Genomic DNA, 17185 nt, shown 5'->3' on the forward strand with positions numbered 1-17185 from the left:
CTAACAATTTACCATTAAAGCACTATTGTTTATTGATTTTCAATTGGTTATAAAAACAGAGTGGCATTTTTTTGAAATGGCTAGAGACTCTTCTTCTGTTCTTTCTTTTGAAAAGAGTAAGTTTACCAATCAATTTAAACAATACCTACAATCTTTGAGTACGGCAGGAAACGATATATCCAAACTCAAATATGTTTTCAATGGCAAGAAGGTCTCCGAAAAAGGGGTAAAAGAAGCGTTTGTGAAACTGTTTAATAGAAAAGCAGAGGAAATATATTCAGCAAATGAAAGCGTATTTAATGCGTTGGAGATAGATAAAATTGAATTGGCAAACATTACTTCCAGCCATATAATTTTTACAAAATTTATTCAAATTTAGTAGTTTGTTAATGTATGATAAATTTAATAAGAACTATTCAAGAGGTTGATTACCAAACTTTTGATGTAAATAGTCAAAATCTTTTTTTTCAGAGAAAAGATAAGTCACTAATCATTGAAGATACCTTTTTTGATTTAATTGCTCGAATTGATACTGAATATCATGCTTTCCCGATAGCAATATTCGGTAAATATTTCACATTTAAAACCGAAAAAAGAACCTTTGCTATATATGATTTAGAAAGCAAACTAATAAATAAATTACCTTATGGATTGTGGTATCACTATCCTAACAAGATGGTATCAAATGTCTTTTCACAAAGGTACAATTCTACCACGAATAAAGAAAATGGCCTATTTTCATACGAAAATATGAAAATAATGTGGTCAAGTACTGCTTTTAATCAAGTGTTTATAATTGATGATTTTACATTTGCTGTTGGCTCTAATAATGGAAATAGGGACGATTTTTTTCAAATTAGTTTTCAAACAGGTGATGTAATATGGAGGGTCAATGTTGCGGAGTTGGGCAAATACTTAGAGTTGGGTACAAAAGAGCAAAAGTTAGGCTATATCCACAAGATCATAGGGGTGCATGAGGAAATAGTGTGGGTAGGCATTACAAATGATACCCTATTGGGCCTTTCGGTCAAAACGGGCGAAGTACTACACCGTATACGCCAAACCCTACCTTTCGATTTTGAGTTTTTGGGCGAGCCGCGTATACCCAATTCAGCGGCTGTTATACTCAACAAAGCACAAAACGTCCTACAAGGATTTTCGCGGGGTTTCTATTGGGAAACTAATTTAACAACCCTACAAACCCAAGTTTGGAATTTACGAGATTATTTCAAAAGTATTCCTTTGGATGATTTTTCTTCTCGCATCGAAGCCTTCGGGTCAAATCATATCGTATTTACTTGCAGTTTGGAATACGATGCTATAGGGCTTTTCAATACCCAAACTCGGCAAGTCGATTGGTGGCAGCACTTAGGGGAAAATGGACCACGGAGAGGCGTAAATGTAATGACCCTCAAAGTCGTAGGCGATAGAATCTACACCATAGATACTACCAACACATTACGAGTATTTGAACGTATTTATCATGTAAATCCGAATTTTTAATCCGTGTCTCCACATATCTGAGACCAAGGTGAAGGCATTAAAACTAGCCTCAGAGAGGTACAACGTTTGTATTAAAACACCCATTTACTGGCATATTTTTTTAACTTTGATTGATAGTTTTTCATTCAATCCATCGCGCCTATGCTGTTTTTACGTTCTAAATACCCCTCCTTTGTATTCTTCATTTCGTTGATATTTACATCCTTTTTTGCTCATACTCAATCACTTCAAGGCTTCAAACTCCCTTCCCTTACTCAAGATACTGTTAAGCGCACCTCCATGCGGGGTATGTTTTCTCAACTCAATAATACCGCTACAGTTAGCGATTGTAAAACGGGGAAAATTGTGCATATCCTTCCCCAAAAAGCCTACAAAGACCTCATGACCGCTTATGAGGAAGTGCGAAAAGCTGGCGAAAATAGAATGTACGTCGAAATTGAGGGATATTTGGCGGAAGGTCGCGCCGAAAGAGTCATTGTCGAGAAGCTACGTTTTTACGAAAACACCCCCGTTTGTCCCTCCGCCGCCAAATCGTATTTTGCCCGTATGAAAGCCGATTTTTTCGAATACGGCGAGGCTACTATCGAGTGGGGTGTCAAATTGGGGATTGCTTCATTGATACTTACGTTTGGTTTTTGGTTTATCAATTTTCTCAATAACCCCATCAAATCTTTCATTGATAAACGCCTCAAGATTGACCCTTCCGTCAAAAGTTTTTTGAAAAGCTTGTTGTTTATCAGTTTACGCATCAGCCTTATCATGCTGGCAGGTGGTTTTTTGGGCATTCGTGTCACGGGCATCGTGGCTTTATTTAGTGCCGCTACGCTTGCCATTGGTTTTGCGCTGCAAGGTAGTCTTTCCAATTTTGCGGGAGGTTTTATTATCTTATTGATGAAACAATTTAAAGTAGGCGAGAAAATCACCGCGCAAGGTTACACGGGTGAAGTACGTGATATTCTGATGTTTAATACGGTGTTGGACACAGGAGACGGCCGCCGCGTGATGATTCCCAACGGCCCGCTTCTCAACAACACCATCATCAATCACACAAGGGCGGGTTATGAAAAGCGTGTCCTCAAGATTTTTACAACTTCTGATGTAGATACGGAGCATTTGAAAGCAATCATCATCGACCAGATGACCACGCTCAACGATGACACTCTAACCCTCGCCCCTGACGTAAAAGTGACGGATTGGAATGGCGACCGCATCGAAATCACGGTTTCTTACCAAACCCCTTCTGCCCAAAGTGGAGCTACTTATGAAAAAGTGGTTCAAAGCATCAACAACCGCCTCCGCGCCGAAGAAATCAAACTTTATCCTACCATGACAGGGACGTAATCAGGGCTAGGGTTTTGAGAAAATGCGTACCTTTGCGGACGATAAAAAACCGAATCTATGAAAATCATCTGCATTGGTCGCAATTACGTAGATCATATTCACGAACTACAAAACGCTATTCCCGAAGATCCTGTGATCTTTCAAAAGCCTGATACGGCTTTACTGAAAGACAATGCCCCTTTTTATTATCCCGATTTTACCCAAGACCTTCATCATGAAGTAGAGATTGTGGTTAAAATCAATAAAATGGGCAAAAACATTGACGAAAAATTTGCTCATAAATACTACAGCGAAATCGGCATCGGAATTGACTTTACCGCGCGTGACTTGCAGTCTAAACTCAAGTCTAAAGGTTTACCTTGGGAATTGGCCAAAGCGTTTGACGGCTCTGCGCCTATTTCGGAGTTTATTCCCAAAACTGAATTTGCGGATTTGCAAAATTTGAATTTCCATTTGGAGGTCAACGGCCAAACCCGCCAACAAGGCAATACCTCCCTGATGCTATTTAAAATTGACTATATTATTTCGTTTGTTTCTCGCTTTTTTACCCTCAAAACGGGCGATTTGCTCTTTACAGGAACTCCCAAAGGCGTAAGTCCTGTGAAGGTCGGTGATACGCTTACGGCTTATATTGAAGGTAAAAAAATGCTTGAATTTGAAGTAAAATAGCTCAAGTATTTCGTCACAAAAGAGGTTCTCGCATGTTCTTATTCAAACGTTTTTTACTGGTTTTTAGCTTTTTGCTTTCAAGCTTCTCCGCAGTTCTGGCCCAAAAAGAATCTTTCCCAAAGGGATATTTTCTATTTCCTATTTATCCTGGGCAAAAAAACACCTTAGCTGGGGTATTGGGTGATCTTCGTACCAATCATTTTCATGCTGGCATTGATATTCGGACACAGCAACGAGAAGGCTTGCCCGTAGTGGCCGCAGCCGATGGCTATGTATCACGCATCAAAGTTCAAACTACAGGCTATGGCAACGTGATTTTTATCAAACACCCCAATGGCATGACTACCGTCTATGGTCACTTGTTGTCGTTTGCGGAGCCTATAGGAAGCTATTTACTTGAAAAACAATACGAAAGAAAATCTTTTGAAATAGAACTCAATCCCTCCCCTGAGCAATTTCCTGTAAAAAAAGGTCAATTGATTGCGCTTTCAGGCAATACAGGCGGGTCGGCAGGGCCTCACTTGCATTTTGAAATTCGTGATTCGAAAGACAATTATCTCAATCCACTATTTTTTGATTTTGACGAAATTGAAGACGAAATTCCACCCTATTTCAATTCCGTCGCGATTCGCCCCATAGGCCTAGAAAGTCGTGTCAATGGCGAGTTTGAAAGAATCAGCTTTCGCCCCGTTCGTCAAAAATCAGGAGTGTATAGCTTTTCACAAACCCTCAAAGCATGGGGAGAAGTAGGACTTGAACTCATCGCTTTTGATGCCATGAATGGCGTTAACTTCCGAAATGGTGTCAATTGTGTAGAAATCAAGCTCGACGGAGAAGAAATCTTTGCTTACAATATGACGTCTTTTCCTAGCTGGTCAACGCGTGACTACAACAACCTGATAGATTATAAGACGGAACAAAAAACGGGTTCTCGCTATTTGAAATGCTATAACCCTGACGGCAACAATTACAACATACACCGTACTGATGGCTACCGCGGAAAACTCCAAATCCGCGACACCCTCACGCATGAAGTACAAGTTACATTGTTTGACTCTTACGAAAATTCGGCGGTATTAACCTTAAAAATCAAAGGTGAACCTCCACAAGAACTGCTCCCTGCCCTTACCGAAAGTGTGCCTTCTTTGTCGTACATCAAAACCGATATAGACGAAAATACTCTCAAAATCAGTGCTTTGGGATTGTCTCAGCTCAGTTATGCGGAGGTATTTGTGAAAAGCAAAAGTTTGCAGTTAGCCCCTGCTTATCAGAGCAATGGCGAAACGGTTTATTTGTTGGATTTGAGAGAACATCTCCCCGATTCGATTCAGATTGGCAACAAACTTCTCCGCACCGATTTCAAGCAACGCATCCGACCCAATGCCCTTGCCACTTACGAAGGCGACCGCTATACCTTGCGTTTTGGGAATCAAACCATTTTTGATACACTTTACTTAGCAGTTCAGTCACGCCCCAATGGTCTCATTATCAACGATGAAATCATTCCGCTGCGTGATGCGCTCGGGATTAATTTCCGCCCCGATATGATGCCTTCCAACCCCGACAAAACCCACGCCTATCGCATGGATGGCAATCGGGTGCGTTTTATGGGGGGTAAATGGCGCGGCGATGTGCTAGATTTTACAACGCGTGAATTGGGGAATTTTTCTCTGGCTACTGACGAAACGCCTCCTTCCATTCAATTGATTCAATCCAACAAAAAAAGCATCTCAGCCCGTATTTCAGATGGCATGTCGGGCATTGCGTCCTTCAATGCATACGTCAATGGAGAGTGGGTTTTGATGAATTATGAATACAAACGAAATTATATTTGGTCGTCTAAGCTAGTGGATAGCCTTGATTTTGAAGGGGAATTAAGACTGGAAGTGACTGACCGCGCAGGAAATATCGCTATCTTGCAGGCCGAAATCAAAGAACCTGTCATAAAAACCACTACTCGAAAAAAGCATGGCACTGCAAGTAGGAGAAAAAGCGCCCCAGTTCGAAGCAAAGGATCAAAACGGAAACGTCGTTAAACTCAGTGATTTTCAAGGCAAAAAAGTAGTTCTCTATTTTTATCCCAAAGACAATACCCCCGCCTGTACCGCCCAAGCATGTAGCCTGCGCGACAATTACGAAGCGCTGCTTGCCAAAGGATACGTGGTACTAGGAGTAAGTATCGACGACCAAAAATCGCACCTCAAATTTGCCACCAAATACAGTCTTCCTTTTCCTATCCTAGCCGACACCGACCACTCGCTCGTCGAGGCTTTTGGCGTTTGGGGTGAAAAAATGCTTTATGGCAAAAAATACATGGGTACCATACGTACCACTTTTATTATCAATGAAGAAGGTATGATAGAGGATGTAATTACGAAAGTAAATACCAAAAACCACGCTGAGCAGGTGCTCAACTAAGTTTTTTTCTAGCGTTTACTCTAAAAGTGTCAATATGACATTTATATTTGTATCAATTTCCAAACTACCAATATTTCAATAATTAAAATGACTGAACTTCAAAGCATTGCTTCGCAAGTAAGACGCGATATTTTACGGATGGTACACGGTTGCCAATCTGGTCACCCAGGAGGGTCGTTGGGTTGTGCCGATTTGTTTGTGGCACTTTATTTCCAACAAATGAAAATCAACAACCGTAAAGGCAAAGGTGGCTACTTATCTTTCAACCTCGACGGCAAAGGTGAGGATTTGTTTTTCTTGTCAAATGGCCACATTTCGCCCGTTTTCTACAGTGTATTGGCTCGCCGTGGGTATTTTGATGTTAAAGAATTAGCCACTTTCCGCAAAATCAACAGCCGCCTGCAAGGCCACCCTACTACTCATGAGCACCTGCCAGGTGTACGCATTGCCTCAGGCTCATTAGGGCAAGGTTTGTCGGTAGCGATTGGGGCAGCTTTGGCAAAAAAACTTAACGGAGAAAAAAACCTCGTTTATTGCCTCATGGGAGACGGTGAGCAGCAAGAAGGCCAAGTGTGGGAAGCAGTACAATTTGCACCCAACAACAACGTGGACAATCTCGTGGCTTTTGTGGATGTAAACGGCCAACAAATCGACGGCTCCACCGATAAAGTCAACAACAATCGTGACCTCGGCGCTAAATACAAAGCTTTTGGATGGCGCGTACTGAGTGTAGATGGCAACAACATGGACGAACTTGTGACTTTACTTCGCAAAATCAAACGCTTGGTAGGCAAAGGACAGCCTATCGCCGTAATGATGAAAACCGAAATGGGGCAAGGGGTAGATTTCATGATGCACAGCCACAAATGGCACGGCGTAGCTCCCAATGACGAACAACTCGCCAAAGCCTTGGCGCAATTGCCAGAGACTTTGGGTGATTATTAATCCCTGAATACCATGATTACGAGCCTCGACCAACTTGACTTGTCAAAGCAATACACCTATGCCGACTACCTCAAATGGCGGTTTCAGGAAAGGGTAGAGCTTATCAGAGGGCGGATTTTCAAGATGTCGCCCGCACCAGCGCGAAAGCATCAGGCTATATCGAGATATATTACGTCTCAAATGGTCAAATACTTTGAGAATCGGCCATGTGAATGGTATTACGCACCCTTTGATGTAAGGCTACCACGTAAGGCTAGCAAAGCTGATAAGCAGGTCTATACAGTTGTACAACCTGATATTTGTGTCATCTGTGATAAGACAAAATTGGACAAAAGAGGATGCGTAGGTGCTCCAGATTTAATCATTGAAATCCTTTCGCCAGGCAATAGCAAAAAGGAGATGAAAGATAAATTTGAGGTGTACGAAGAGGCAGGAGTACGGGAATATTGGATTGTTCAATCGACCGATAACAACGTACTCGTTTATACCCTCAACGAGCAAGGCATTTTTATTGGACATCGGCCTTTTATCGAAGACGAAATCATGCACTCCTTCATTTTTCCCGAACTTAAAGTTGATTTGAGAGAGGTTTTTAAAGATTAAGAATGAAAATCCAGCGCATTCATATCAAAAATTTCAAGTCGATTGTGGATTTGGAAATCAACGAACCCAACCCGTTTACGGTCTTTGTAGGACCCAACGGGTCGGGAAAGTCGAATATTTTTGAGGCGTTGGAGTTTTTCTCTATGAGTCATAAATACAATGACACTACAATTGAATTGTTCAGAGGTGCAGATTCTTTTATCAACTTTAATTCTCTTGAGAAGGAGATACAAATAATCTTACATTTAGATGTTGAATATATAACCAAATGTAATTTGTATATTGATAAGTATACAATTTCAACTCATACTGGCGGACGGAATTACCGATATAATGATGCTTATAAATCAAATGAATATGAGCAATTTGTAAAAAAATTCTGTAGAGTATTTATAAATAATACTAAATCAGAAAAAATTTCTTTAAACAGTGATTCCTTCTTATCCACTTCCGCCTCCAATCTCGAAAAAGTACTCAAACGCATTCTCCAAGATGACGAAAAAAAGCAAGAAATCAGCGAGTGGCTAAATTTGTTCATTCCTGGGTTTGAAAGAGTTGAAATTGTCTCAAGCGAATTGAGTAGTACCGATACACTCGTCATGTACGAAAAAGGAGTCCAAAAGCCTTTTACCAAAGACCTACTTTCGGATGGGACTTACAATATTCTAGCGCTATTGACTGCTGTTTACCAATCCGACCAACCGCAGTTTTTGTGCATCGAAGAACCTGAAAATGGACTGAATCCCTATGTAGTTAGAAAGCTAGTAGATTTTTTTCGCGATGCCTGTGAGAACAAAGGGCATTATATTTGGCTCAATACGCATTCAGGTACTTTGGTAGATTGCCTTACGCCTGAAGAAGTGATTCTGGTAGATAAAGTAGGAGGACAAACCCAAATCAAACAATTGAAAGGCTTGAATCTCCACGGTCTAGATATGGCTGAAGCTTGGCTTTCTGGAGCATTAGGAGGAGGTACTCCATGGTAAAAGTAGGTTTTATTGTGGAAGGGGATACCGAAAAACAGATTGTATCGTCTGACTCATTCAAAGCGCTGTGCCGTAAGGCAGGTATAGAAGTAATCAATGGTATTTTTCCTACCAACAAAAGAGAACGAGGAAAAGACGTTTTCAAAAATGAAGAAAAATTGCACTCCTTCACTCAGCTACTCCACGACATGGGTGCCGAGTATATATTCTGTATGAGGGACTTAGAAGATTTAACCTGCATTAGTTCAGCTAAAACAGAAATCCAAAACGCTGATGAAACCGTCATAAAAATCATCGTTGTAAAACAGATTGAAACTTGGTTTTTAGGAGATTTAGCGTTATTAAAAACTTATTTTGGCAGTAATTTTCTTGAATTATTTCCAGAAGTAGCAAATCCAGAGACAATCATAAAGCCTAGCGAAAAACTGAAGGAAATTTCAATGGCTACCAGAAATGGTAAGGGTATTGGCGACAAATTGCTTTTTGCAAAAAGTCTACTCAGAAATGGTTTTACGATTGAGCATTCGGCAGAAAACTGCCCAAGTGCTCAATATTTTTTAGATAAATTAAAGTCAATCAGTCACTAAATTGCAACTTGAAAGCGGATTGCCGCTCACATTTTTTTATATGAAAAAATACACATTCACCGAAAAAAAAGATACCCGTAGCGGCTTTGGCGTGGGTATGCAGGTACTAGGCCAAACCAATCCTGAAGTCGTAGCTCTTTGTGCCGACTTGGTAGGCTCCCTCAAGCTTGATGCTTTTATCAAAGAAAATCCAGAGCGTTTTATCCAATGCGGTATTTCGGAAGCCAACATGATTGGTATGGCTGCTGGCCTCACCATCGGCGGTAAGATTCCGTTTGCTACCACATTTGCCAATTTTGGTTCGGGACGGGTCTATGACCAAGTCCGCCAAAGCGTAGCTTATTCAAACAAAAATGTTAAAATAGCCGTATCACACGCGGGTCTGACGTTGGGCGAAGATGGCGCCACTCACCAAATCCTCGAAGACCTCGCTATGATGCGCGCTCTGCCCGGAATGACCGTCATCAACCCATGCGACTTCAACCAAACCAAAGCCGCCACTATCGCCGCTGCTGAATACGAGGGGCCTGTTTACCTTCGATTTGGACGTCCAGTAGTGCCAGTATTTACGGATGCTGACCAAAAATTTGAAATCGGAAAAGCTTGGATGGTCAACGAAGGCACCGATGTAAGTATCTTTGCGACAGGCCATTTGGTATGGGAAGCGATTCAGGCCGGGGAAATCCTCGAAGCAGAAGGTATCAACGCCGAAATTATCAATATTCATACTATTAAACCTTTGGATGAAAAAGCTATCTTAAAGTCGGTGAAAAAAACGGGTTGTTTGGTTTCGGCCGAAGAACACCAAGTAGCAGGCGGGTTGGGTAGTGCTATTGCAGAACTATTGGTTCAAGGTACCCCTTATCCACAAGAGTTTATTGCGGTAAAAGATAGCTTCGGCGAAAGTGGAACTCCCGCCCAGCTTATGGAAAAATACGGTCTCACCGCCAAAGACATTGTGGCAGCCGCCAAAAAAGCCATTTCAAGAAAAAATTAATGATGATGGGTTATCCGTTGATTGAAAAAAATACATTAAAATCATTGACGGATAACCCATCTTATTTTGCATGACCGACCAATCCATCCTTGAGAAATTTGCCAACCCTGAAAGCCGCAATTTTGCTTTCAACCAATTGGTACGTAAATACCAACAAAAAATATATTGGCATATTCGAAAGATGGTCATTGACCACGACGACGCCGACGACCTCACCCAAGAAACCTTCATCAAAGCCTGGCAATCGCTCGAAACCTTCCGAGGAGATTCTCAGCTTTTCACTTGGCTTTATCGTATTGCTACCAACGAATGCCTCAATTTTTTGAACAAAAAAAGGCGTCGTTTTTTTATGCCTATTCATGATGTAGAAGGGGAATTGCTCGAAAAACTTGAAAGTGTTTCAAGCCAATCCGAAAACCCTATGAGCGGCGATGAAGTACACTTGAAACTTCAAAAGGCTTTGTTGACGTTACCCGAAAAACAGCGTTTGGTGTTTAATATGAAGTATTTCGATGACCTCAAATACGAGGACATTGCCGAAATCACCGGCACCTCAGTAGGAGCATTAAAAGCAAGTTATCATCATGCTGTTACAAAAATTGAGAAGTTTTTGAACGATAGCGATTAAACTTTATTACAAAAGCATTGTCAAAAGTTTGTATGCTTAAATTCTTCATCCACAACAATAGCTGAACCTAGAGAAAAATGAAAAGGATAAAGTTAGAAGACCTCGACCGCAAGCTCCCTTATCGTGAGCCCGCAGGATATTTCGACAAACTACCCACGACTGTTCAATCTCGCATTTATGAGCAAGCTATTCAAAAGGAGAACCCTTTTAGTGTAAGTTGGTCGTGGAAGCGTACTGCCCTTACAGGAGCTGCTGCTAGTATTGTGGGAGTTTTGTTGTGGGTGACTTATCCTCAAAAACAACTTTCTTTGAGCGAAGAGACCTTGAGCCAAGTCACCAATGATGAAATTTTGACCTACTTAAAAGACCACAATATTTCCCAACAAGAGGTGATTGAACAAACTCAAGCTCCGATTGAAAGCGAAGAAGATGTGTTGTTTCAGCAACTCAACGTCAATGATGAAGATCTCAAAAGAGCACTTCAAGATGAAAATATTGAGGAAATGATTTAAGCGTAATCGTCTAGTATGTTATCATAAAATTTTAATCATGAAAAAGGTTCTTATTCTATTACTTTTCACTATTGTGGTCGGAACGGTCTCCGCCCAAGAAGGTGGTAAACAAAAACTCGAAAACGCTAAAATCGGTCTTATTACCAATCGCCTCAATCTGACCGTAGAACAATCGCAAGAGTTTTGGCCCGTGTATAATGAGTTTGACGGAAAGAAAAAGGAAATTCGTAAACAAATGCGAAAACTCATCGCCGAAACCAATACTCTCACCACTCCTGATGAAAAAATATTGTCTAATATCCGCGAAACCCTCAATCTTCAACAAAAAGAAGTAGATTTGGAGCGCGAATACATGAACAAATTTTTGAAGGTTATCAACGTGAGGCAGTTGGCCGAGCTTTACAAAGCCGAGCAAATGTTTACTCAGATGCTTTTACACCGCCTTAATAAAAAGGCGATGCCTGAGCGAAGCAACTAACCCTTGCGGCTGAATCCACTTTTTCAGCTTTTTATACACTTCATCTTATGAACAAACTTTGGATTTTGGTCTTGATGAGCCATGCTCTTTTTGCCCAAACCATCTCCTACGAAACTTCCCAAGGCAAAGAAACTGCCACTTATGACGAAGTCATTCGGTTTTATCAAGAGTTAGATAAGAAATATGACCAAGCCACATTGATACAAGTAGGGACTACCGACATAGGCAAGCCCCTACATTTGTTTGTAATATCGGCCAACAAAATCTTCAAACCACAAGCTGATAAAGTCACTATCCTTGTCAACAATGGGATTCATCCGGGTGAGCCCGAAGGAATCGATGCGAGCATGATGTGGGTGCGAGAATTGTTGACAAAAAAAACATTGCCCTCCAATGTTGTCTTGTGTGTAGTGCCGGTATATAATGTGGATGGAATACTCAACCGGGGGCTATCGCGCATCAATCAAAACGGACCCAACAGCTATGGGTTTCGGGCCAACTCGCGCAATTATGACCTTAACCGCGATTTTATCAAAACCGACTCTAAAAATTCAGAATCATGGCAGAAGATGTTTCAAACATGGAGGCCTCACCTCATAGTGGATACCCATACCTCCAATGGTGCCGATTACCAGCACGCTGTCACTTATTTCCCGACTCAAAAAGACAAGTTTAATCCGCTGGTTTCTGAATTTTTTACTAAACAATTCAAGCCCCAACTAGACGGGCTACTTACCAAAGCAGGTTTTGACCCTGTGCCTTATGTCAATGCTTATGGTGCCACACCCGAATCAGGCTATAATGGCTTCAATGATACACCACGGTATAGCTCAGGCTATGCGTCTTTGTTTAATTGTGAGACTTTTGTGGTAGAATTGCACATGCTTAAAGATTATCCTACGCGCGTCAAAGGTACCTATGCTTTTTTGGAAGCCACCCTTCAACTTAGTACTCAGCACGCAGCGTCTTTAATTAAAAACAAACAAAAAGCTGACGAAGCAGTAGCGTCTAAAGCTACCTTTCCTTTGAGTTGGAAACTCGACCGAACCGTTGCCGATTCGATTACTTTCAAAGGATTTGGAGCCAAATATAAGCCAAGTGAAGTAAGTGGTCTCAATCGTTTATACTATGATAGAAACGAAACATTTACCAAACGTATTCCTTTTTTTGACCATTATGTACCAGATATAACCATTGAAAAACCAAAGGCTTATATCATTCCACAAAGCTGGGCGAGGGTGATAGAACTTCTTAAAATAAACGGAGTAAAGCTAGAACCACTTCCCAAAGATATATCAGTGGAAGTAGAAGCCTACTACATCGAAGATTACAAAAGCCCCACTAAGCCTTATGAAGGGCATTATATTCATACAGGGGTAGTTTTGAGAAAAGAAAAACAAACTCTACCCTTCTATAAAGGAGACTACATAGTATATACCAATCAATCTTCAAATAGGTATATCATTGAGACGTTAGAACCTCAAGGCCCAGATTCTTTCTTTGCTTGGAATTTTTTTGACAGTGTATTAGGGCAAAAAGAGCACTTCTCCGCCTACGTATTTGAGGATGTAGCGGCAGACTTGCTCCGTAAAGATGCAGTTTTGAAAGAAAAATTAGAGGAACGTAAGAAAAAAGACGAGGCTTTTGCCAAAAGTGGCGCGGCCCAATTAGAATTTATTTATCGTAACTCTCCGTATTCTGAACGCTCTTATTTGCGTTATCCAGTGTATCGTTTACCTTAGTAGCTTCCGTGGCAGGCTCAGCCTCATCTGAAGGCTCAGTTTCATCTTCGTCGAAGTAAAAAAATGGGTCCATATAAAAAGGGGTTTGCTTATAGTTATATAACTATATATACGCGAAACATCCCTCTAGGTCACTAAAATTCCCCAATTATTATAACTTTTTTTTAGGGGATATAAAAAAAACAAACGGGCATATAAAAATAGTAACAATAAACTCTTTTTATATGCCCGTTTTAGTTTATAATCAAAGGCTTAGACTTTCAATACCTCATTACGCTCAATATATACCAAAAGCGCCTCTACTCGTTCATACCCCATCTCTTTGTAAAGGTTGGCATACCTTTTGATTTGACGAATGTGGTTTTCGAGAGGTACGCCTGTTTTGTAGTCTAATACTACTACACGATCTGCAAGATAAACGATGCGGTCGGGGCGGTGCAAATTACCATCAGGAGTAAGTATCTCACGTTCATTGAGCACCTTTGTTTCTTCGTCAAATAGCCCTGCTAAATCTGGATGCTGAAGGATTTTATCCAAGCTTTTCTGAATGTCTTTTGCTTCTGCTTGTTGAATGATTCCTTCTGTCTGCATCCGCAAAAGCGCCGTTGGCACATCGCCGGGGGTACGTACCATAGAGAGTGCATGGTGCACCTTATTGCCGTGGTCTTTTTTGTGTTCAAAGGTTTCTACGTCAAAAATACGATTGGCCAACCGCCGCAAACGCAACTCACGACTTCGGTCAGTAGAAATCACTTGAGGTATATAAAAAAATGAACTATCCTCATGATTACTATGTGGTTTAGAAGGAGTTATGGAAGCAGTTGCAGTTTGAAATTCTTGAGTTGTTTCCCCCATTTTTTCCAAATATTGATGCAGCCAATAGCTTACTTTTCGGGGTGTTTTGATTTTGGCAAAATTTTCTTCTTTGGCCAATACATACAGCTTTTTGGTAGGTCTCGTAAAAGCTACATAAAGCAAATTGAGGTTTTCGACAAAGACCCGTTGGCATTCGTCGTAGTATTGAGTGGCTATATTGGTAGGCGTGAGCTCCAAATCGGCTTTTACCTGAACCGAACCTGTCTTCATCCATTTTCGTTCGGTGTGTTCTATGCTACTGCCCTTTTCTACCTCTTCAAGGGTATAATCGGTCAGCGAAAGCTCGTCGGTAGGCTCAAGCTGTACCCACATTGTATCTCGCTTGGCGTCAGGCACAAATTTCCAGTCGGCATAAGGAATAATCACGACGGGATATTCAAGTCCCTTAGAACGGTGAATCGTTTGTACCGTGATGGCATTAGGGTCAGAAGGCGCCGAAATCGAGACTTTATCTTGTTGGGTTTCCCAATAATCTAAAAAATCGGCCAAATGACTTCCTCTTTTAGTATTGTATTCAAGTACTACATCCAAAAACCGAAACAGATAATCTCGTTCCTCTACCATCTCAAAGAGTCGGAAAATTTGTACTAATTTCTCTACCAACTCATACACGCTGATTTGCAGCAGCTTATAGGGATCCAACAAAGAGGTCGTCTCCGGCTGAGTTGGTATAGTATGAGGCATTAGGTTTTCAACATACGCATAGAAATCCTTCATTTCTACCGAATCTACCACCGTTTTGAGTTGTTTGTTGTCGGTGTTGTCAGGAATTCGTTTTAAAATCATCCTAAAAAAAAGATACAAAGCCTCATACTTATCGAGGCGACTATCAGGCTTCACAAGCACACGCATAAAAGCCGTGACGAGATTGACCGCCCCCGAGAAACGCAACGAAAGCGAATCGTCGGAGATGATATTGTATCCATTCTCTTTCAGATAATTGGCAATTTTTTTAGCGTCTCTCTTATAGCGACAAAGTACCGAAATATCTCCTACACTGAAACCGTCGCGTTGGGTACTTTGCTCTATCAATGCCAATGTTCGCTCAATCATCGCTGGCGTATCGTTTTCATCGTCAGCACTATTGGTATCTGCCTCAATAAATTCAATCTCTACACTTCCTCCCGCTTTTGGGTGAGGTGGCAGTTCTTGGGCGACTTGTTCAAACACTTCCTTAGAAAGTGGGTAAGTATCGCGATAAAGCTCTTCTACGGTTTGAAAAAAAGCATTGTTGAATTCAATAATTTCTTTGGCACTACGCCGATTGGTTCGCAAAACATCACTTTCTAAATGCCAACGAATATTTTCGAGACGTTCGAGGGTAAGCTCGCTATCTCCCAAGGATTGATAAAGACGGTCAAAATTTTTGGAATATAAAGCGATGATTTGATCCATATCCCCTCCCCTAAATCGATAAATCGCCTGCTTCGAATCTCCTACCGCCAAATTGAAATGATCATAACCGAGGCTATTGTCAATCAAAGGTAACACATTGGCAAACTGCAACTTAGAAGTATCCTGGAACTCATCAATCAGGATATGATTGAACTTTTCTCCCATTCGTTCATAAATAAACGGCACGGGGTCTTCGGTCACGATTTGGAGGATTTTTTGGTTAAACTCCGAAATATGCACGCGATTATTTTCGCGTAGTTGGCGGTCAAATTCCTCTTTGATTTCGTTGAGCAGCGACAAATGATACAGGTGGGGAGTGAGCTGTTGGTAGAGATAATAAAGCCCCCCATTTTGCTCACGCAGCCGTTCTATGTGTTCATAATACCCTACCAATTCAGCTTTGATATTCTGTACGGTCTCTACCACAAAAGGCCGAGCGGTTTTGGTAAGCCATCCTTTATCATTTTCAAATGCCTCTTTTTCACGGCTTCCTGGGGCCGACATTGCTTCTTGGGCATCGGTGCGTTTTTTAAAATATTTAAACACCGTCCCATAAGCAAAATCTTTTTCGTCAAGTCCATTTTCTAAAATAAGCTGCAAGCCTTGCTCAGCCCATTTACCTACTTGTCCTTCCCATTTTTTGACAGCCCCTACCAGCTGCCGTCTGATTTTTTTGAAGTCTTTGGCCGAAAGATGCGTATTTTGTTTGATAGCTGCATAGCGCTGTTCATTGAGCAAATCATGCGCAAAAGCTGCTAACGCTTCGGGTAAGCTGTGGTAATTTTGCCCTTGTTGACTTGCTTCCAAATAAAATGCCTCCAAAATATCTGTAAGTTCGCCATAAGAATCATCACCTGTTTTTTCCAGCATTCGTTCTACGGCCATCAAAAGAAGTTCACCCGCTTCCATTTCAACCTCAAACGAAAACGGAATTTCGAGTTCATCCGTAAAAGCACTTACTACGCGTTGCACAAAACTATCGATAGTCAGAATCGCAAAATCACTATAATCGTGCAGAATTTGTTTAAAAATTCGTTCGGCACGTTTACGCAAATCTCGCTCCCGCACCACATACGCACCTTCTCTATCAGCCAAGGACTCAGGATACAATTCGCCCAAAATATCATGAAGCATAGGATCATCTTGCCCACTCGCAAAGGCCTTCAGCTTGCTCATGATACGCTCTTTCATCTCACGCGTAGCAGCTTTGGTAAACGTAATTGCCAAAATGTGCTTGAAATAATAAGCGTTTTCGTTTTGTAAAACGAGTTTTAAATATTCTTTGGTAAGGGTATAAGTCTTGCCCGACCCAGCCGACGAACTAACGATTTTAAACATGTTTAACGATATATAGCTCCTACGGAGCAATTTATTCATTTACCACCAATTGGCTACCGATATGTAGCCTCTACGAGGCAATTTATTCATTTGTTATTCCTCAATTGGCTACCGATATGTAGCCTCTACGAGGCAATTTATTCATTTATTATTCCTCAATTGACTAC

Annotated in this window: 16 protein-coding genes; 15 read left to right on the forward strand and 1 reads right to left on the reverse strand. The window is 41.2% G+C overall.

Going from position 1 to position 17185, the window contains the following annotated elements:
• Positions 1-25 precede the first annotated feature (25 nt).
• From P1X15_RS17405 to P1X15_RS17475, 15 genes are all read left to right on the forward strand, one after another.
• A complete protein-coding gene (locus tag P1X15_RS17405) occupies positions 26-379 on the forward strand; it encodes a hypothetical protein (protein ID WP_277339413.1) in 354 nt (117 codons plus the stop codon).
• A 371-nt stretch (positions 380-750) separates the two neighbouring features.
• Positions 751-1503, forward strand: coding sequence for a hypothetical protein (locus P1X15_RS17410; RefSeq protein WP_277339414.1), 753 nt, complete (start codon positions 751-753; stop codon positions 1501-1503).
• Between the two features lie 141 nt (positions 1504-1644).
• Positions 1645-2844, forward strand: coding sequence for a mechanosensitive ion channel domain-containing protein (locus P1X15_RS17415; protein WP_277339415.1), 1200 nt, complete (start codon positions 1645-1647; stop codon positions 2842-2844).
• Positions 2845-2901: 57 nt separating this feature from the next.
• On the forward strand, positions 2902-3513 hold the full coding sequence (locus tag P1X15_RS17420) for a fumarylacetoacetate hydrolase family protein (RefSeq protein ID WP_277339416.1): 612 nt from the start codon (positions 2902-2904) through the stop codon (positions 3511-3513).
• A 32-nt stretch (positions 3514-3545) separates the two neighbouring features.
• A complete protein-coding gene (locus tag P1X15_RS17425) occupies positions 3546-5549 on the forward strand; it encodes a M23 family metallopeptidase (protein WP_277339417.1) in 2004 nt (667 codons plus the stop codon).
• Positions 5482-5931, forward strand: a complete 450-nt coding sequence (bcp, locus tag P1X15_RS17430; protein WP_277339418.1) for a thioredoxin-dependent thiol peroxidase — start codon at positions 5482-5484, stop codon at positions 5929-5931. Before P1X15_RS17425 ends, bcp begins: the two co-directional genes overlap by 68 nt.
• 87 nt (positions 5932-6018) lie before the next feature.
• Positions 6019-6876 (forward strand): transketolase, encoded by an 858-nt coding sequence (locus P1X15_RS17435; protein WP_063828454.1) that lies wholly within the window; start codon positions 6019-6021, stop codon positions 6874-6876.
• A 12-nt stretch (positions 6877-6888) separates the two neighbouring features.
• A complete protein-coding gene (locus tag P1X15_RS17440) occupies positions 6889-7479 on the forward strand; it encodes a Uma2 family endonuclease (RefSeq protein ID WP_277339419.1) in 591 nt (196 codons plus the stop codon).
• A 2-nt stretch (positions 7480-7481) separates the two neighbouring features.
• Positions 7482-8465: an AAA family ATPase gene (locus tag P1X15_RS17445; protein ID WP_277339420.1), complete on the forward strand. Its 984-nt coding sequence runs from the start codon at positions 7482-7484 to the stop codon at positions 8463-8465.
• Positions 8459-9052 (forward strand): DUF4276 family protein, encoded by a 594-nt coding sequence (locus tag P1X15_RS17450; RefSeq protein WP_277339421.1) that lies wholly within the window; start codon positions 8459-8461, stop codon positions 9050-9052. The genes P1X15_RS17445 and P1X15_RS17450 overlap by 7 nt, the downstream gene beginning before the upstream one ends.
• Before the next feature lie 40 nt (positions 9053-9092).
• Positions 9093-10049, forward strand: a complete 957-nt coding sequence (locus P1X15_RS17455; RefSeq protein ID WP_277339422.1) for a transketolase family protein — start codon at positions 9093-9095, stop codon at positions 10047-10049.
• A 70-nt stretch (positions 10050-10119) separates the two neighbouring features.
• Positions 10120-10677 (forward strand): RNA polymerase sigma factor, encoded by a 558-nt coding sequence (locus P1X15_RS17460; RefSeq protein ID WP_277339423.1) that lies wholly within the window; start codon positions 10120-10122, stop codon positions 10675-10677.
• 77 nt (positions 10678-10754) lie between these two features.
• Positions 10755-11189, forward strand: a complete 435-nt coding sequence (locus P1X15_RS17465; protein ID WP_277339424.1) for a hypothetical protein — start codon at positions 10755-10757, stop codon at positions 11187-11189.
• A gap of 37 nt (positions 11190-11226) precedes the next feature.
• On the forward strand, positions 11227-11667 hold the full coding sequence (locus P1X15_RS17470) for a Spy/CpxP family protein refolding chaperone (RefSeq protein ID WP_277339425.1): 441 nt from the start codon (positions 11227-11229) through the stop codon (positions 11665-11667).
• Between the two features lie 47 nt (positions 11668-11714).
• Positions 11715-13409, forward strand: coding sequence for a M14 family zinc carboxypeptidase (locus tag P1X15_RS17475; protein ID WP_277339426.1), 1695 nt, complete (start codon positions 11715-11717; stop codon positions 13407-13409).
• Between the two features lie 252 nt (positions 13410-13661).
• On the opposite strand, the gene P1X15_RS17480 is transcribed toward P1X15_RS17475, so the two are convergent.
• Complete coding sequence (locus P1X15_RS17480) at positions 13662-17018, reverse strand: exodeoxyribonuclease V subunit beta (protein ID WP_277339427.1); 3357 nt, start codon at positions 17016-17018, stop codon at positions 13662-13664.
• Between the last annotated feature and the right edge of the window lie 167 nt (positions 17019-17185).

It is taken from the genome of Runella sp. MFBS21, from assembly GCF_029433105.1.
GTDB lineage: Bacteria > Bacteroidota > Bacteroidia > Cytophagales > Spirosomataceae > Runella.